Here is a 16,552-nt window from a genome sequence, read left to right on the forward strand (position 1 = left end):
CCGGGGGTCAGCCGACGAGCGCGGCGTCCGCGCCGTAGAGCTCGATGCGGTGCACGTCGAGGTGGCGGGGGTGCACCAGCACGGCGATGCGGTCGGCGCGGCCCGGCAACGGGTGCAGGACGAGGTCCTCGCGGGTGCCGTCGGACAGCCGCAGCACGGCCGCCCGGACGTCGGGCCGCACCTGCAGCAGCACGACCGCCGGCCCGGCCTCGTCGCTGCCCACGGTGACCACCGAGGGCGCGGGCAGCGGCGGCTCGGCCAGCCCGCAGCCGGTGCCCCAGAACGGGTGCCCGTCCCAGGAGCACACCTCCACGACGACGATGTCGTCGCCGGGCCCGGTGTACCGGACGAGCGCCCACCGCTCGCCGTCGACGGTCCGTCCCTGGGCCAGCACGGTCACCCGGCCAGGATGGTCGCCCGGCCCAACCACCGGAAGCCCCGCGCGCCCGCCTCCCGCAAGACGCACAGTGCCGTTCCGAGACCGGCCCGACCCGGCAGGGAGCCGGTGGACCGGGGACGCGACCCCAGCTCAGTGGTCCCCGCCGCGGAGCTGGCTGACGATGTGGGGGAACAGCGGCCCGAGGACGGCGAGCCCGTCGCGCACGCCGCCGGGGGAGCCCGGCAGGTTGACGACCAGGGTGCGGCTGACGGTGCCGGCCAGCCCCCGGGAGAGCACGGACGTCGGGACCTTCTCAGCGCCGTAGCGGCGCACCGCCTCGGCGATGCCGGGGGCCTCCCGCTCGAGCACGGCGCGGGTGGCCTCGGGGGTGACGTCGGTGGGGGTGAGCCCGGTGCCGCCGGTGGTCAGCACGACGTCCGCCCCGCCGGCGACGGCCTCACGCAGCACGACCTCGAGCTCGGCGACGTCGTCCGGGCGGACGTGCGGGCCCTCGACGGTGAAGCCGAGCGCGCGCAGCCCCTCGGCCAGGAGCGCACCGCTGCGGTCCTCGTAGACGCCGAACGCGGCGCGGTTGGACGCGGTGACGACGACGGCGCGGGCGTCGGCGGGCAGCTCGGTCACCGGGTGAAGTCCCCGCTCTTGCCGCCGGTCTTCGACAGCAGCCGCACGTCGGTGATCGACGCCCGCTTGTCGACCGCCTTGACCATGTCGATCATCGTCAGGCCGGCGACGGTGACCGCGGTCAGCGCCTCCATCTCCACGCCGGTGCGGTCCGCGGTGCGGGCGGTCGCGGTGATCTCCACGGCCTCGTCGGTGACCTCGAGGTCGACGGTGACGCCGTGCAGCGCGATCGGGTGGCACAGCGGCACGAGGTCCGGCGTCCGCTTGGCCCCGGCGATGCCCGCGATCCGGGCGGTGGCGAGTGCGTCGCCCTTGGGCACCCCGCCGCCGCGCAGCAGCGCGACCACCTCGGGGCTGACCAGCACCCGGCCGGCGGCGGTGGCGGTGCGGGCGGTGACCGCCTTCTCCGTGACGTCGACCATCCGGGCCGCGCCGGACTCGTCGAGGTGGGTCAGCCGGGGCTGGCTCATTGCAGGGCTCCTTCGATCAGGACGACGGTCACCTCGGCGCCCGCGGGCAGCTCGGTGACGTCCTCGGGGACGACGACGAGGCAGTTGGCGCGCGCCAGGTGGGCGACCAGGTGTGAGCCGGGGCCGCCGACCTGGGACACCCGGCCGTCGTCGAACCGGCCGCGCAGGAACTGCCGCCGTCCGGCCGGTGACCGCAGCGGCGCGGTGAGCCGGGCGGTGGTGCGCAGCCGCTCGGGGGAGGTGGAGCCGAGCGCCCGCCGCAGCGCGGGGCGGACGAACACCTCGAACGACACGAACGAGCTGACCGGGTTGCCGGGCAGGGTGAACACCGGCACCCCGTCGACGGTGCCGGCGCCCTGCGGGCCGCCGGGCTGCATGGCCACCTTGGTGAACTCGACGGTGCCCAGGCCGCGGAACGCGTCCTTGACCACCTCGTAGGCGCCGGCGCTGACCCCGCCGCTGGTGACCAGCAGGTCGGCCGACGGCAGCTCGGACCGGACGGTGGCCAGGAACGCGTCGACGTCGTCGGGCACGAAGTGCAGCGTGCGCGCCTCGCCGCCGGCGTCGGTGACCGCGGTGGCCAGCAGCAGCGAGTTCGACTCGTAGATCTGCCCCGGCTGCAGCGGGGAGCCCGGGGCCACCAGCTCGCTGCCGGTGGAGAGCACCAGCACCCGCGGCCGACGGCGGACGGCGAGCTCCGCGTGCCCCAGCGACGCGGCCAGCCCGAGCTGCGCCGGCCCGAGCGCGGTGCCGGCCGCGAGCGCGACGGCGCCGGCGGGGATGTCCTCGCCGGCGTGCCGCACGTGGCTGCCGGCGGGCGGGGCGGCGGTGATGGTGACGACGTCGGTGCGGGCGTCGGTCTGCTCGACCGGGACGACGACGTCCGCGCCGTCGGGCACCGGGGCGCCGGTCATGATCCGGTGCACGGTGCCCGGCGCCAGCGGGGGGACGTCGGTGCGCCCGGCCGGCAGGTCGGCGGCCACCGGCAGCCGCACGGGGGAGTCGGCGCCGGCCGCGCCGACCTCCGCCCAGCGGGCCGCGTAGCCGTCCATCGCGGAGTTGGTGAAGACCGGGAGCGGCACCAGCGCCGGGACGTCCTCGGCGAGCACCCGCCCGGCGGCCGCGGTCAGCGGCACCCGCTCGACCGGCATCAGCCCGAGCAGCCCGGACACGACCGCCTGGTGTTCCTCGACCGTGCGCACCCGCCCATCCTGACCGATCCACGGGAGGCCGGCTCCGGCGCCACCCGTTATCGTCCTCGCGGTTCCGAGGGGCGGGGAGGACGCATGGCCGAGATCGACCGGATGCTCGCGGCGAACGAGCGGTGGGCGGAGCAGTTCCCGGGCAGCAAGCCCGTGCGACCGGCGCGGAAGGTCGCCGTGGTCGCGTGCATGGACTCGCGCATCCCGCTGTTCGGCGTGCTGGGCCTGGAGATCGGCGACGCGCACGTCATCCGCAACGCGGGCGGGGTCATCACCGAGGACGTCATCCGGTCGCTGACCCTCAGCCAGCACGCGCTGGGCACGCGGGAGATCGTCCTGGTGCACCACACCGACTGCGGGCTGCAGACCACCGACGACGTCTCCTTCGCCGACACCGTCGAGCGGGCCACCGGTCGCCGTCCCCCGTGGGCCGCCCGCACCTTCACCGACGTGGACGACGACGTCCGCGAGTCGATGCGGCTGGTCCGGGAGAGCCCCTACCTGCTCTCGCACGAGGTCCGTGGCACGGTCTTCGACGTCACCACCGGCCGGCTCCGCGAGATCGAGGACCCTGCTGCTCCCCGGTGAGGCCCGGCTGGCAGGGCCAGGAGCCGGCCTCCCGCCGCACGCTGGTATTCTTCTCGGCTGGTGCGTGACGCCGGCTGGTGCGCGCGTGCCCGGGGCCCCGATCCCATCGGGCCGGCCCAAGTCTCTCGTGTTCGGTGAGGCGATCCCACCAGCCGCCCGCCCGACGACGAAGGACAGTGAGCCTCGTGCGCACGTACACGCCGAAGCCCGGTGAGATCACCCGGGCCTGGCACGTCATCGACGCCACCGACGTGGTGCTCGGCCGACTCGCCAGCCAGACCGCCATCCTGCTGCGCGGCAAGCACAAGCCCCAGTTCGCCCCCCACGTGGACGCCGGCGACTTCGTCGTCATCGTGAACGCGGGCAAGGTGGCGCTGACCGGCTCCAAGCGCGACAGCAAGATGGCCTACCGCCACTCCGGCTACCCGGGCGGCCTGCGGGCGATCAACGTCGGCGACGAGCTGAAGACCCGCCCCGACCGCGTCATCGAGCGCGCCGTCAAGGGCATGCTGCCGCACAACTCGCTGGGCCGGCAGATGCTCTCCAAGCTCAAGGTCTACGCCGGGCCTGAGCACCCCCACGCCGCCCAGCAGCCCCAGACCTTCGAGATCAAGCAGGTGGCCCAGTGACCAGCGCGCTGACCGTGACCGACGCCGACGGGCGTCCCGTCCAGACCGTCGGTCGCCGCAAGGAGGCCGTCGTCCGCGTCCGCCTCGTCCCCGGCACCGGCCAGTTCAAGCTGAACGGCCGGACCATCGAGCAGTACTTCCCGAACAAGCTGCACCAGCAGCTCATCCGGGAGCCCCTCGTGATCCTGGAGAAGGTCGAGCAGTACGACGTCATCGGCATCCTGCACGGTGGCGGCGTCAGCGGTCAGGCCGGCGCGCTGCGCCTGGCCATCGCGCGCGCCCTCATCGAGGTCGAGCCCGACGACCGCCCCGCGCTGAAGAAGGCCGGCTTCCTCACCCGTGACCCCCGCGTCACGGAGCGGAAGAAGTACGGCCTGAAGAAGGCCCGCAAGGCCCCTCAGTACTCCAAGCGCTGACCGGTACGTCCGTGGGTCGCCTGTTCGGGACCGACGGCGTCCGGGGTCGGGCCAACGCCGACCTCACGCCGGAGTTGGCCCTCTCGGTGGCGCGTGCCGCCGCCAGCGTGCTCGCCGACCGCGACGGGACCTCGCGTCCCGTCGCGGTCGTCGGCCGTGACCCCCGCGCCAGCGGGGAGATGCTCGAGGCGGCGGTGGTCGCGGGGCTCGCGAGCGCCGGCGCCGAGGTGCTGCGCGCGGGCGTGCTCCCCACGCCCGCGATCGCGCACCTGACCGGCCGGACCGACGCCGACCTCGGCGTCATGATCTCGGCCAGCCACAACCCGATGCCCGACAACGGCATCAAGCTGTTCAGCCGCGGCGGGCACAAGCTGCCGGACGCCGTCGAGGCGGCCATCGAGCAGCGCATCGCCGGCCGCGAGGGCGTCGACCACCGGCCCACCGGTGGCGCGATCGGCCGCGTCCGGGACCTGCCCGGCGCCGCCGACGAGTACGTCGAGCACGCGCTGTCGGTGCTCGAGCAGCCCCTCTCGGGCATCCGGCTCGTCGTCGACTGCGCCCACGGGGCCGCGTCCGGCGTGGGCCCGGAGATCTACCGCCGCGCCGGCGCCGAGGTGCACGTCATCGGCGGCGAGCCCGACGGCTGGAACATCAACGACGGCATCGGCTCCACCCACCTGGGCCCGCTGGTCGCCGAGGTCGCCCGCCGGGGCGCCCACCTGGGCATCGCCCACGACGGCGACGCCGACCGCTGCCTGGCGGTCACCGCCGACGGCACGGTCGTCGACGGTGACGGCATCCTCGCCATCTGCGCGCTCGCCCTGCACGAGCGCGGCCGGCTGACCGACGACACCGTCGTCGCCACGGTGATGAGCAACCTGGGCTTCCACCACACGATGCGCGACGCCGGCATCACGGTGCAGACCACCGCGGTCGGCGACCGCTACGTGCTCGAGGCGCTGCGGGCCGGCGGCCTGAGCCTCGGCGGCGAGCAGAGCGGCCACCTGGTGTTCCTGGACTGGGCCACCACCGGCGACGGTCTGCTCACCGGGCTGGCGCTGCTGTCGCGGATGAGCGCGACCGGTGCGTCGCTGGCCGAGCTCGCCTCCGTCGTCCGCAAGCTGCCGCAGACCCTGGTCAACGTGCCGGTCGCCGACCGCATCGCCGTGGTCGAGAGCGAGGCCGTCGCCCAGGCCGTCAACGCGGTCGAGGCCGAGCTCGGGGACGCCGGCCGGGTGCTGCTGCGCCCCTCCGGCACCGAGCAGCTGGTGCGCGTCATGGTCGAGGCGCCGAGCCAGGAGCAGGCCGACGCCGTCGCCGCGCGGCTGGCCGAGGTCGTCGCCGCCGCGAGCTGACCGTTCGCCCGTGTGGGCGAACCCTCGCCGCCGGCGGCCGGTGGAACGCCCCGGTGCCGGTACATTCGGGGGAATGTGCGGCATCGTGGGATACGTCGGTCCGCAGGACGCCCTGGGCGTCGTGCTCGAGGGGCTGCGGCGGTTGGAGTACCGCGGCTACGACTCGGCCGGCGTCGCCGTCCTGGCCGACGGTGAGCTGACGACGGCGAAGAAGGCCGGCAAGCTGGCGAACCTGGAGAAGGTCCTCGCCGACGCGCCGCTGCCCGGCGCGACGATCGGGCTGGGGCACACCCGCTGGGCCACCCACGGTGGGCCGACGGACGCCAACGCGCACCCGCACGTGTCCGCCGACGGCCAGGTCGCGGTGGTGCACAACGGCATCATCGAGAACTTCGCCCACCTGCGCGCCGAGCTCGAGGCCACCGGTGTCGAGTTCACCTCCGAGACCGACACCGAGGTCGTCGCCCACCTGCTGGCCGCGACCTACCGGGAGCTGCCGGCCGGCGAGGGCCGGCTGGCCGAGGCGATGCGCGTGGTCAGCCGCCGGCTGGAGGGCGCGTTCACCCTCGTCGCCACGCACGCCGACGAGCCCGACACCCTGGTCGCCTCGCGCCGCAACAGCCCGCTGGTCGTCGGCATCGGCGACGGCGAGTACTTCCTCGGCTCGGACGTCGCCGCGTTCATCGCGCACACCCGCCACGCCCTGGAGCTCGGCCAGGACCAGGTGGTGGAGATCGACCGCACCCGCGGTGCCACCGTCACCGACTTCGCCGGCGCCCCGGTCGAGCCGACGTCCTACACCGTCGACTGGGACGCCGCGGCCGCCGAGAAGGGCGGCTACGACTGGTTCATGCTCAAGGAGATCGCCGAGCAGCCCCAGGCGATCGCCGACACCCTGCTGGGCCGGCTCGGCGACGACGGCGAGCTGATGCTCGACGAGGTGCGGCTGTCCGACCAGGACCTGCGCGACATCGACAAGGTGTTCGTGGTCTCCTGCGGCACCTCGTACCACGCCGGGCTCATCGCCAAGTACGCCATCGAGCACTGGACCCGCATCCCGGTCGAGGTCGAGGTCGCCAGCGAGTTCCGCTACCGCGACCCGGTGCTCGACCGCTCGACGCTCGTCGTGGTCATCAGCCAGTCCGGCGAGACCATGGACACCCTGATGGCGATGCGGCACGCCAAGGAGCAGAAGGCCCGCGTGCTGGCCATCTGCAACGTGAACGGCTCGACCATCCCGCGCGAGTCCGACGCGGTCCTCTACACCCACGCCGGGCCGGAGGTCGCGGTCGCCTCGACCAAGGCCTTCCTCGCCCAGATCGTCGCCTGCTACCTGGTCGGCCTGATCCTGGCCCAGGTGCGCGGGGTCAAGTACGCCGACGAGGTCTCCACGATCGTCAACGAGCTGCGCAAGCTGCCCGACGCCGTCGCGCAGGTGCTCACCCAGATGGAGCCGGTGCGCGAGCTGGGCCGGTCGCTGGCCGACGCGAACACGATCCTGTTCCTGGGCCGGCACGTCGGCTACCCGGTGGCGCTCGAGGGGGCGCTCAAGCTCAAGGAGCTCGCCTACATCCACGCCGAGGGCTTCGCCGCCGGTGAGCTCAAGCACGGACCCATCGCGGTCGTCGACCAGGGCACCCCGGTCGTCGTGGTCGTCCCCTCGCCGCGGGGCCGCAGCCTGCTGCACGGCAAGGTGGTCTCCAACATCCAGGAGGTCCGCGCCCGCGGCGCCCGCACGATCGTGATCGCCGAGGAGGGCGACGAGGACGTCGTCCCGTTCGCCGACCACCTGATCCGCGTGCCGCAGACCCCGACCCTGCTCGCGCCGGTGGTCACCACCGTGCCGCTGCAGATCCTGGCCTGCGAGATCGCCGACACCCGCGGTTTCGACGTGGACCAGCCGCGCAACCTGGCGAAGTCCGTCACCGTCGAGTGAGCCCAGCGTCGATCAGGTGACCTGATCGAAGGCCGTCCCCCTGCACCAGCGTTGGTGCGGGGGGACGGCCTTCGGTGCAGGGGGACGGCGGGCGCCGGCGTCACCAGGCAGACTGTCGCGGTGATCATCGGGGTCGGCATCGACGTCTGCCCGGTCGAGCGGTTCGCCGCCTCGCTGGAGCGCACCCCCGGCCTGCGCGACCGGCTGTTCACCGCGGCCGAGCAGCGCACGCCGTCGGGCGGGCCCCGCACCGGGGAGTCCCTCGCCGCGCGGTTCGCGGCCAAGGAAGCGCTGGCCAAGGCGCTCGGTGCCCCGGGCAGCCTGCACTGGCACGACGCGGAGGTCGTGGTCGGCGAGCACGGCCGCCCGCACCTCGAGGTGCGGGGCACGGTCGCCCGGCGGGCGGCCGCCCTGGGCGTCACGACCTGGCACGTGTCGCTGAGCCACGACGGGGGCATCGCGTCTGCCGTGGTGATCGCCGAGGGACCTGACGCATGATCGACCTGTTCACCGCCGACCAGGTGCGCGCCGCGGAGCGCGTCCTGCTGGCGGACCTGCCGGACGGCGCGCTCATGCAGCGCGCCGCCACCGGCCTGGCCACCGTCTGCCTGGACCTGCTCGGCCGCGCGCACGGCACCCGGGTGGTGCTGCTCGTCGGCTCCGGCGACAACGGCGGCGACGCGCTGCACGCCAGCGCCGTCCTGGCCGGCCGCGGCGCCCGGGTGGACGCCGTCCTGCTGGCCCCCGAGCGGGCGCACGCGGGCGGGCTGGCGGCGCTGCGCCGGGCCGGCGGCCGGATCGCCCCGCCCGGCCGCACCGGCCTGGACCGCGCCGACCTGGTGCTCGACGGCATCACCGGCATCGGCGGCAGCGGCGGGCTGCGGCCGGACGCCGCCGCGCTGGTCGCCGAGGCGGTCGCCGGGCCGGGCCTGCTGGTGGCCGTCGACCTGCCCAGCGGGGTCGCCGCCGACACCGGCGAGGTGCCGGGCGCGGCCTTCCCCGCGCAGCACACCGTCACCTTCGGCGCGGTGAAGCCCGGCCTGGTGGTGGGGGAGGGCCGGGACCACGCCGGCACCGTGCACCTCGTCGACATCGGCCTGGGCCCGCACCTGCCCGAGCCCACCGCGCGGCAGCTCACCGACGCCGACGCGATCGCCCGGATCGAGCCGCCGTCGTCCGGCAGCGACAAGTACTCCAGCGGCGTGGTCGGCGTCGTCGCCGGCTCGTCGACCTACCCCGGCGCCGGGGTGCTGTGCACCGGTGCCGCGCTGCGCACCCGCCCCGGCCTGGTGCGCTACGCCGGCACGGCGGCGGACGGCGTGCGGGCCGCCTGGCCGGAGGCGATCGTCACCTCCGGCCGCCCCTCCGACGCGGGCCGCGTGCAGGCCTGGGTGGTCGGCCCGGGCATGGGCACCGACGACGACGCGCGCAGCGTGCTGGCCGAGGTGCTCGCCACCGACCTGCCGGTGGTGGTGGACGCCGACGCCCTGACGCTGGTGTCGACGCAGCCGGAGCTGGTGCGCGACCGCACCGCGCCGACCGTGCTCACGCCGCACGACCGCGAGTTCGCCCGCCTCTTCGAGTGGGCGGGTCGGGCGGGGGGACCGATCAGCACCGACCGGATCGGCGCGGCCCGCCGGGGCGCGGCGGAGCTGGGCTGCACGGTGCTGCTCAAGGGCGACGCCACGGTGGTGGCCGACGCCGACGGCCGGGCCTGGGTCAACGCGACCGGCACCCCGTGGCTGGCCACCGCCGGCACCGGCGACGTGCTGGCCGGCGTCCTCGGCGCGGTGCTGGCCCAGCACGAGGTCACCGGCCTGCCGGCGGTGGAGGCGGCCGCGGTGGCCGCGCACGTGCACGGGCGCACCGGGCAGCTGGCCGCGGAGGAGGGCCCGCTGGTCGCCGGCGACCTGGTGCGGCACCTGCCGGCGGCGCTGGGCCGGCTGCGCCGGGGCGGCGCGGCGGGCTGACCCCGGGCGGCTGGGAGGATGGGGACGTGACGCAGGTGCAGCGCAGGCTCGACGCCCGGGCCGAGGTCGTGGTGGACCTCGACGCCATCGCCGCCAACGTGGCCGTGCTGCGGGAGCGGGTCGACCGCCCGCTGATGGCCGTGGTCAAGGCCGACGGCTACGGCCACGGGATGCTCCCGGCTGCCCGTGCCGCCCTGGCCGGCGGGGCCGACGCGCTCGGCGTGGCGGTCGTCGAGGAGGCCCTCGCGCTGCGTGCTGCCGGCGTGACCGCGCCGCTGCTGGCCTGGCTCAACGGGCCGGGCGAGGACTTCGCCGCCGCGCTCACCGCCGACGTCGAGGTCTCGGTCAACGCCGAGTGGGGGCTGGCCGAGGTGGTCGACGCCGCCCGGGCCACCGGCCGCACCGCGCGGGTGCACCTGTTCGCCGACACCGGGCTGTCCCGCGAGGGCGCCACCCCGGCCGACTGGCCCGGCCTGGTCGCCGCCGCGGCCCGGGCGCAGGCCGACGGCGAGGTGGTCGTGACCGGGCTGTGGAGCCACCTGGCCTACGCCGACGCCCCGCACCACCCGACGATCGGCGCCCAGGTGCGGGTGTTCGACGAGGCCGTCGGCATCGCCCGCGCCGCCGGGCTGACCGGTGCCCGCCGGCACCTGGCCAACTCCGCGGCGACCGTGGCGCTCCCGGAGACCTGGTACGACCTGGTGCGGCCGGGTGTGGCGATCTACGGGCTGGACCCGCTCGGCGGCGACCCGGCCGCGTACGGGCTGCGCCCGGCGATGACCGTGCAGGCGCGGGTCGCGCTGACCAAGCGGGTGCCGGCCGGCGTGGGCGTCTCCTACGGGCACACGTACTCGCCGGAGCGGGAGACCACGCTGGCGCTGGTGCCCGTCGGGTACGCCGACGGGGTGCCGCGGGCCGGCGGCAACCGGGCGCCGGTGCTCGCCGCGGGGGCGCAGCGGACGATCGCCGGCCGGGTGTGCATGGACCAGTTCGTCCTCGACGTCGGCGACGACGCCGTGCAGCCCGGCGACCCGGTGGTGCTCTGGGGCGCGGGCACCGCCGGTGAGCCCACCGCGCAGCAGTGGGCCGACGCCGTCGACACCATCCACTACGAGCTGGTCACCCGCATCGGCGGCCGGTTCCGCCGCCGGTACGTGGGCACGGCGGGCGCGGCGGGCACGGCCCCGTGAGCACCGCCCCGCACCGGCCCTCGGGCAAGCAGGTCGGGCTGGCCGGCGCGGTCGTCGGCCTCGCCGCGGCCGGCACGGCGATCGGCGTCGCGGTGGCCCGGTCGGCGGCGAACCGGGTGCGCGCCGAGCAGGCCGGCAAGCCGGACGTCGACACCGCGGCACCGGGCCGGCTGCGCACCGAGGACCCGCTCGGCGCCGCCCGCCGGGACCCCGACCGCAGCGTGCTGGTGCGCGCCGACGACGGCGTGCTGCTGGCGGTGGAGGAGATCGGCCCCGCGGACGCCCCGCTGACGGTGGTCTTCGTGCACGGCTACGCCCTGTCGATGGGCAGCTGGGCGTTCCAGCGCCGCGACCTCGGCGCCGAGCTGGCCACCGCGAACGGCTCCGCGCCGGCGGCCCGGCTGGTGTTCTACGACCAGCGCGGGCACGGCGCCTCCGGCCGGGGGGACGCCGGGCACTCGACCGTGGAGCAGCTCGCCGCCGACCTGGAGGCGGTGCTCGCCGAGCGGGTGCCGACCGGCCCGGTGGTGCTGGTCGGGCACTCGATGGGCGGCATGACGCTGCTGGCGCTCGCACGCCGCCGTCCGGACCTGTTCGGCTCGCGGGTCGTGGCCGCGGCGCTGATCTCGACGTCGTCGGGCAACCTGGCCGACCTCGACTTCGGCCTGCCGCAGCTGCTCACCCGGGTGCGCGCCGCGGTGCTGCCGGCCGCCGCCTGGACGATGCGGCACCGGCCCGGCTTCGCCGAGCGCACCCGGCGGCTGGCCAAGGACGTCGTGTCGGCGGCCACCCGGGCGCTGTCGTTCGCCGGCAAGGACGTCGACCCGGCGCTGGCGCACTACGTCGACGCGATGATCGCCGGAACGCCCGTCGACGTGATCGCGGAGTTCTACCCGGCCCTGGTCGGGCTGGACGAGAGCGGCGCCCTGGAGCCGCTGGCCCGGGTGCCGGTGCTGGTGCTCACCGGCGACGCGGACAAGATGATCCCGATGGCGCACAGCGAGCTGATCGTGGAACGGCTGCGGGAGCTGGGCGGCGACCCCGAGGTCGTCGTCGTCCCCGACTCCGGGCACCTGGTGCTGCTCGAGCACCCCGACCAGGTCACCCGCCCGCTCGCCGGGCTGCTGCGCCGGGCCGTCGCCGCGCAGGGAGCCCGGTCGTGACCCGCCCGCCGCGCCCGGACGCCGCCGCCCAGGAGGTCGCCGCGGTGGCCGCCGCCGCGCCGGACTGGACCGCGCTGGCCGACGTGGCCCGCGGCTGCGTGGCCTGCCCCGAGCTCGCGGCCACCCGGCAGCACGTGGTGGTCGGCGACGTCCCGGCCGGTGGCCGCCCGCGGCTGGTGCTGGTGGGCGAGGCGCCCGGCGCCACCGAGGACGAGACCGGCCGGCCGTTCGTCGGGCGGTCCGGCGCGCTGCTCGACCAGCTGCTGGCCGAGGCCGGGCTGGACCGCGGGGAGGCCGCCGTCCTCAACGTGGTGAAGTGCCGGCCGCCGGCCAACCGCACGCCGAAGGCACCCGAGGTGGCCCGGTGCAGCGGCTGGCTGCGCCGCCAGCTGGAGCTGCTCGGCGCGCCCACCGTGGTCGCCCTGGGGCTGTCGTCGGCGAAGTGGTTCCTCGGCCCGCGGACGGTGCTCGCGCAGGTGCGCGGCCGCCCGCACGACGTCGACGGCCGTGCCGTGTGGGCGACCTACCACCCCTCGGCCGCCATCCGGTTCGGGCCCGGCGGTGCCCCGCGCGCCGGCCTGCTGGCCGACCTGACCGCCGTGGCGGGCACGCTGTGAGGCCCGAGCGGGAGCTGCCCACCCTCGCCGACACGCAGGCGTTCGGGCGCGAGCTCGCCGGGCTGCTGCGCGCCGGTGACCTGGTGGTGCTGTCCGGGCCCCTGGGGGCGGGGAAGACCGCGCTCACCCAGGGCATCGGCGCCGGGCTCGGGGTGCGCGGGCCGGTCACCTCGCCGACGTTCGTGCTCGCCCGGGTGCACCGCGGCGGCCGGGTGCCCCTGGTGCACGTCGACGCCTACCGGCTGGGCAGCGTCGCCGACGTCGACGACCTGGACCTCGACGCGACCGCCGAGGAGGCGGTCACCGTCGTGGAGTGGGGGCACGGGCTGGTCGAGCAGCTCGCCGACGAGCACCTCGTCGTCGAGCTCGACCGGCGGGACGACGACGTGCGCACGGCCCGGCTGCGGCCGGTCGGTGCCGGCTGGGAGCAGCGCCTCGCGGAGGGGTGACCGCCGGTCCGCTGGGTAGCCCGGTCTGCAATACCCCGACCGAGGAGGAACCGTGGCGGACAGCGACCGGAGCGCCGACCAGCTCCAGGACATGAAGGTGGACGAGCTGCGCGACGTCGCCCGCGAGGAGGGCGTCAAGGCGCCGTCGTCCAAGCGCAAGGGCGAGCTCGTCGACGCGATCGAGGAGGCGACCGGGTCCGACGCCGGCAGCGGCAGCGGGGACGGCGACGGCGACCTGGGCGCGGGCCCGGACGGCGGCGAGGTGCGCACCGGCGACAAGAACTCCAAGTCGGTGCGGTACTCGCAGAACATCACCTCGCCCGACGAGGACCCCGAGCGGCCCGGCCGCAGCCTGGTGACCACCCACCACGAGGTGATCAAGGAGTGGGCGGAGGCCCGCGGCGGGCGGCCGGCCACGGTGCCCGGCAGCGAGTACGACGGGCGCCCCGGCCGGCTGCGCATCCACTTCGGCGAGGGCGGCGACGACCTGGTCGAGATCAGCTGGGACGACTGGTTCGGCACCTTCGACGAGCGCCGGCTGAACTTCATCTACCAGGAGGAGCGCAGCGACGGCCGGCCGAGCACCTTCTTCCGGCTGGAGAACCCCGACACCGAGGGGCAGGGCGTCTGACCCGGGGCGGGGGCCCCGCCGGGTCCCCGCCCGCTCAGCCGGTGCGGGCGCCGCGCTGCGGGACCCAGGCCGGGTCGAAGTCCGGGTGGTCGGCGTGGCGCAGGGCCAGCCGCCACATGGCGGCGAACAGCCCCTGGCTGGCCACCCGGTAGGCCTCCGGCAGCTCCGCGTCGGGGTGGTCGGCCCACACGGTGACCGCGTCCCAGGCGTCGACGACCTGCTGGACGGCCTGGCAGTTGGCCAGCACCTGCCCGGGGTCGCCCGCCGGGCGCCCGGCGTCCGCCGCCGCGCGCGCCTCGGCGGTGCGCTCGGCGAGGAAGTGCCGGACCGCCCACATGACCGGCCACGGTGCGCGGCCGGAGGCCAGCCAGCGTTGACCGGGTGGGAGCCGGGGGTGCGACCGGAGCGCGCGGTCCACGGCGCTCCGCGCGGACGCCGGATCGGTGGCCCGCGCCTCCGCGGCCGGCCGGGCCACGGGCACGTCGGGGACCGGGCGGGCCCGGGAGCCGTTCCCCGTCCGTCGTCGTCCAGCAGGTGTCGCCCGGTTGTCGGCCACCACGAGTCCCCCTGAGTGCCGTGCGGTCGCGCGCAGTACGTCTCTGCTCCCCGGCCGGGCGGGTCCGGTGCAACGGCGGCGACCACCACGCTCTGGCCGGTGCCGTGCGCCGGTGCGCGGCTCGGGGAGCAACAGGGCCACACGGTAAGGCCAGGTCCCGGAAACGGCGAGTCCGGCCGGGGGAGAAGGGTGGCCGCGGCCGGCCGGTCGCGGGCGCGGCCTAGGCTGACCGGTCGTGCTCGTCCTCGCCCTCGACACCGCCACCCCCACCCTCGTCGTGGGGGTCGCGCGCTGGTCGGCCGACGCCGGCACCGAGGTGCTCGCCGAGCGGGCGGTCGCCTCCGGCAACCGGCACGCCGAGCTCATGACGCCGACCGTGCGGGAGGCGCTGGCCGCCGCGGGCGTCGGGCTGCGCGACGTCGAGGCCGTGGTCACCGGGCTGGGTCCCGGGCCGTTCACCGGGCTGCGGGTCGGCGTGGTCACCGCGGCCGCGCTCGCCGACGCCCGCGGGCTGCCGGTCGCCGGCGTCTGCTCGCTGGACGCCGTCGGCGAGGGGCTGCGCACCGTGGTCACCGACGCCCGGCGCAAGGAGGTCTACTGGGCCGGCTACGACGCGGCCGGCGCGCGCGTCACCGGACCGGACGTCGTCCGCCCGGAGGAGCTCGACGCGGCCGGGCCGCTGGTCGGTGACGAGCGGTTCGCCGAGCGGCTGGGCCGCCCGGTGACGCCCGCGGAGGTGACGACGGCGGGGCTGCTGCGGGCCGCGGCGCCCCAGCTGTCCGGCGCGGTGCCGCGCGGGCCGCTGGAGCCGCTGTACCTGCGCCGTCCGGACGCCGTCCCGCCGACGTCGCACAAGACGGTGTCGCAGTGACCGTCGTGCTGCGCGACATGACGGCCGCCGACCTGCCCCGGGTGATGGTGCTGGAGGAGGAGCTGTTCGCCCCCGACACCTGGACCGAGTGGATGTACCGGGACGAGCTGGCCCACCCCGACACCCGGCACTACCTGGCGGCCGTCGACGACGGCACCGGCGAGCTGGTCGGGTACGCCGGGCTGATCGCCTACGACACCGAGGCGCACATCGCCACCATCGGGGTCACCGGCACCCGCCAGCACGAGGGCATCGGCGCGCTGCTGCTGGACACCCTGCTGGCCGAGGCCGACCGGCGGGTGCCGGCCGTGCTGCTGGAGGTGCGCGCGGACGACGTGGCGACCCAGGCGTTCTACCGCCGCCGCGGGTTCACCGAGATCGGCCGCCGGCCCCGCTACTACCCACTGTCTGGGAAGGACGCCGTCGTGATGCTGCGGGAGGTGGTCCGGCATGGCTGAGCAGCCGCTGGTCCTCGGGTTCGAGACGTCGTGCGACGAGACCGGCGTCGGGCTGGTGCGCGGGCACACGCTGCTGTCGGACGCGCTGGCCACCTCGATGGCCGAGCACGAGCGGTTCGGCGGCGTGGTGCCGGAGATCGCCAGCCGGGCGCACCTGGAGGCGATGGTCCCGACCGTGCACCGGGCGCTGTCCGAGGCCGGGGTCACCGCCGGCGACGTCGACGCGATCGCGGTGACCGCCGGGCCGGGGCTCACCGGCGCGCTGCTGGTCGGCGTGGCCGCGGCCAAGGCGTACGCGCTGGCGCTCGACGTCCCGCTGTACGGGGTCAACCACCTCGCCGCGCACGTCGCCGTCGACGAGCTGGAGCACGGGCCGCTCGCCGAGCCGTCGATCGCGATGCTGGTCTCCGGTGGGCACAGCTCGCTGCTGCTGGTGCCCGACCTCGCCCAGGACGTGCAGGAGCTCGGCCGCACCATCGACGACGCCGCGGGCGAGGCGTTCGACAAGGTGGCCCGGGTGCTCGGCCTGCCGTTCCCCGGCGGGCCGCCCATCGACCGCGCGGCGACCGAGGGCGACCCGGCGTCCATCCCCTTCCCGCGGGGGCTCACCGGGCCGCGCGACCCCGCCTACGACTTCTCGTTCTCCGGGCTGAAGACGGCGGTCGCCCGCTGGGTCGAGGCGCGGCAGCGGGCCGGTGAGCCGGTGCCGGTCGCCGACGTGGCCGCGGCGTTCCAGGAGGCGGTCGTCGACGTGCTCACCGCCAAGGCGGTGCGGGCCTGCCGGGACAACGGCGTCGACCACCTGGTGATCGGCGGCGGCGTGGCGGCGAACTCCCGGCTGCGCGCGCTGGCCCAGGAGCGCTGCGACGCCGCGGGCATCGTGCTGCGGGTGCCCAGCCGGCGGCTGTGCACCGACAACGGCGCGATGGTCGCCGCGCTCGGCTCCCGGCTGGTGGCCGCCGGGGTGCCGGCCTCCGAGATCGACCTCGGCGCCGACAGCTCGCTGCCGATCGACGTCGTCTCGCGCTGA

General features: G+C 76.1%; 20 protein-coding genes. 15 read left to right on the forward strand and 5 right to left on the reverse strand.

Features of this window, described 5'->3' with window-relative positions; translation table 11 throughout:
• Positions 1-7: 7 nt before the first annotated feature.
• The 4 genes from AB0J00_RS03415 to glp all read right to left on the reverse strand — a co-directional run bounded on the left by AB0J00_RS03415 (position 8) and on the right by glp (position 2,693).
• Positions 8-400: a hypothetical protein gene (locus AB0J00_RS03415; RefSeq protein ID WP_357740177.1), complete on the reverse strand. Its 393-nt coding sequence runs from the start codon at positions 398-400 to the stop codon at positions 8-10.
• Between the two features lie 129 nt (positions 401-529).
• Entirely contained in the window at positions 530-1,021 is a 492-nt protein-coding gene (locus AB0J00_RS03420; protein ID WP_357740180.1) for a molybdenum cofactor synthesis domain-containing protein, read from the reverse strand.
• A complete protein-coding gene (gene moaC, locus AB0J00_RS03425; RefSeq protein WP_357740183.1) occupies positions 1,018-1,491 on the reverse strand; it encodes a cyclic pyranopterin monophosphate synthase MoaC in 474 nt (157 codons plus the stop codon). The genes AB0J00_RS03420 and moaC overlap by 4 nt, the downstream gene beginning before the upstream one ends.
• Complete coding sequence (gene glp, locus AB0J00_RS03430) at positions 1,488-2,693, reverse strand: gephyrin-like molybdotransferase Glp (protein WP_357740186.1); 1,206 nt, start codon at positions 2,691-2,693, stop codon at positions 1,488-1,490. The genes moaC and glp overlap by 4 nt, the downstream gene beginning before the upstream one ends.
• Positions 2,694-2,777: 84 nt before the next feature.
• Between glp and AB0J00_RS03435 the strand changes: the two genes are divergently transcribed.
• The 12 genes from AB0J00_RS03435 to AB0J00_RS03490 all read left to right on the forward strand — a co-directional run bounded on the left by AB0J00_RS03435 (position 2,778) and on the right by AB0J00_RS03490 (position 13,637).
• Entirely contained in the window at positions 2,778-3,281 is a 504-nt protein-coding gene (locus tag AB0J00_RS03435) for a carbonic anhydrase (RefSeq protein ID WP_357740188.1), read from the forward strand.
• Between the two features lie 185 nt (positions 3,282-3,466).
• Positions 3,467-3,910 carry a 50S ribosomal protein L13 gene (gene rplM, locus AB0J00_RS03440; protein WP_357740191.1) on the forward strand — a complete coding sequence of 148 codons (444 nt, stop codon included), beginning with the start codon at positions 3,467-3,469 and terminating at the stop codon, positions 3,908-3,910.
• The gene (gene rpsI / locus AB0J00_RS03445; protein WP_357740193.1) at positions 3,907-4,326 is read left to right on the forward strand and encodes a 30S ribosomal protein S9; all 420 of its coding nucleotides are present in this window, start codon (positions 3,907-3,909) and stop codon (positions 4,324-4,326) included. Before rplM ends, rpsI begins: the two co-directional genes overlap by 4 nt.
• 11 nt (positions 4,327-4,337) lie before the next feature.
• Positions 4,338-5,681, forward strand: coding sequence for a phosphoglucosamine mutase (gene glmM / locus AB0J00_RS03450; protein ID WP_357740195.1), 1,344 nt, complete (start codon positions 4,338-4,340; stop codon positions 5,679-5,681).
• Positions 5,682-5,766: 85 nt separating this feature from the next.
• The gene (gene glmS, locus AB0J00_RS03455) at positions 5,767-7,617 is read left to right on the forward strand and encodes a glutamine--fructose-6-phosphate transaminase (isomerizing) (RefSeq protein ID WP_357740198.1); all 1,851 of its coding nucleotides are present in this window, start codon (positions 5,767-5,769) and stop codon (positions 7,615-7,617) included.
• A 120-nt stretch (positions 7,618-7,737) separates the two neighbouring features.
• The gene (locus AB0J00_RS03460) at positions 7,738-8,115 is read left to right on the forward strand and encodes a holo-ACP synthase (RefSeq protein ID WP_357740201.1); all 378 of its coding nucleotides are present in this window, start codon (positions 7,738-7,740) and stop codon (positions 8,113-8,115) included.
• Complete coding sequence (locus AB0J00_RS03465; RefSeq protein WP_357740204.1) at positions 8,112-9,587, forward strand: NAD(P)H-hydrate dehydratase; 1,476 nt, start codon at positions 8,112-8,114, stop codon at positions 9,585-9,587. Before AB0J00_RS03460 ends, AB0J00_RS03465 begins: the two co-directional genes overlap by 4 nt.
• A gap of 26 nt (positions 9,588-9,613) precedes the next feature.
• A complete protein-coding gene (alr, locus tag AB0J00_RS03470; RefSeq protein ID WP_357740207.1) occupies positions 9,614-10,777 on the forward strand; it encodes an alanine racemase in 1,164 nt (387 codons plus the stop codon).
• Entirely contained in the window at positions 10,774-11,940 is a 1,167-nt protein-coding gene (locus tag AB0J00_RS03475) for an alpha/beta hydrolase (protein ID WP_357740210.1), read from the forward strand. Before alr ends, AB0J00_RS03475 begins: the two co-directional genes overlap by 4 nt.
• Positions 11,937-12,557 carry a uracil-DNA glycosylase gene (locus tag AB0J00_RS03480; protein ID WP_357740213.1) on the forward strand — a complete coding sequence of 207 codons (621 nt, stop codon included), beginning with the start codon at positions 11,937-11,939 and terminating at the stop codon, positions 12,555-12,557. The genes AB0J00_RS03475 and AB0J00_RS03480 overlap by 4 nt, the downstream gene beginning before the upstream one ends.
• Positions 12,554-13,006, forward strand: coding sequence for a tRNA (adenosine(37)-N6)-threonylcarbamoyltransferase complex ATPase subunit type 1 TsaE (gene tsaE, locus AB0J00_RS03485; protein WP_357740215.1), 453 nt, complete (start codon positions 12,554-12,556; stop codon positions 13,004-13,006). The genes AB0J00_RS03480 and tsaE overlap by 4 nt, the downstream gene beginning before the upstream one ends.
• Before the next feature lie 52 nt (positions 13,007-13,058).
• Complete coding sequence (locus AB0J00_RS03490; protein ID WP_357740218.1) at positions 13,059-13,637, forward strand: Rho termination factor N-terminal domain-containing protein; 579 nt, start codon at positions 13,059-13,061, stop codon at positions 13,635-13,637.
• Between the two features lie 34 nt (positions 13,638-13,671).
• Here AB0J00_RS03490 and AB0J00_RS03495 read toward each other — a convergent pair whose 3' ends face one another.
• Positions 13,672-13,974 carry a DUF6221 family protein gene (locus AB0J00_RS03495; RefSeq protein WP_357740221.1) on the reverse strand — a complete coding sequence of 101 codons (303 nt, stop codon included), beginning with the start codon at positions 13,972-13,974 and terminating at the stop codon, positions 13,672-13,674.
• Positions 13,975-14,428: 454 nt separating this feature from the next.
• Here AB0J00_RS03495 and tsaB point away from each other — a divergent pair, with 454 nt between their 5' ends.
• Genes tsaB through tsaD form a run of 3 tightly spaced genes read left to right on the forward strand, consistent with a single transcriptional unit; the run spans position 14,429 to position 16,552 of the window.
• Positions 14,429-15,064, forward strand: a complete 636-nt coding sequence (gene tsaB / locus AB0J00_RS03500) for a tRNA (adenosine(37)-N6)-threonylcarbamoyltransferase complex dimerization subunit type 1 TsaB (protein WP_357740224.1) — start codon at positions 14,429-14,431, stop codon at positions 15,062-15,064.
• Positions 15,061-15,522 carry a ribosomal protein S18-alanine N-acetyltransferase gene (rimI, locus tag AB0J00_RS03505; protein ID WP_357740226.1) on the forward strand — a complete coding sequence of 154 codons (462 nt, stop codon included), beginning with the start codon at positions 15,061-15,063 and terminating at the stop codon, positions 15,520-15,522. The genes tsaB and rimI overlap by 4 nt, the downstream gene beginning before the upstream one ends.
• Complete coding sequence (gene tsaD / locus AB0J00_RS03510; RefSeq protein ID WP_357740229.1) at positions 15,515-16,552, forward strand: tRNA (adenosine(37)-N6)-threonylcarbamoyltransferase complex transferase subunit TsaD; 1,038 nt, start codon at positions 15,515-15,517, stop codon at positions 16,550-16,552. Before rimI ends, tsaD begins: the two co-directional genes overlap by 8 nt.

Origin of the sequence: Modestobacter sp. NPDC049651 (assembly GCF_040659695.1) — a bacterium.
In the GTDB taxonomy this organism is placed as follows: Bacteria; Actinomycetota; Actinomycetes; order Mycobacteriales; family Geodermatophilaceae; genus Modestobacter.

Coding starts and splice junctions, on each gene's coding strand:
- moaC (WP_357740183.1), bottom strand. CDS start 1,491: ATGAGCCAGCCCCGGCTGACCCACCTCGACGAGTCCGGCGCGGCCCGG.
- AB0J00_RS03435 (WP_357740188.1), top strand. CDS start 2,778: ATGGCCGAGATCGACCGGATGCTCGCGGCGAACGAGCGGTGGGCGGAG.
- AB0J00_RS03465 (WP_357740204.1), top strand. CDS start 8,112: ATGATCGACCTGTTCACCGCCGACCAGGTGCGCGCCGCGGAGCGCGTC.
- AB0J00_RS03495 (WP_357740221.1), bottom strand. CDS start 13,974: ATGTGGGCGGTCCGGCACTTCCTCGCCGAGCGCACCGCCGAGGCGCGC.
- tsaD (WP_357740229.1), top strand. CDS start 15,515: ATGGCTGAGCAGCCGCTGGTCCTCGGGTTCGAGACGTCGTGCGACGAG.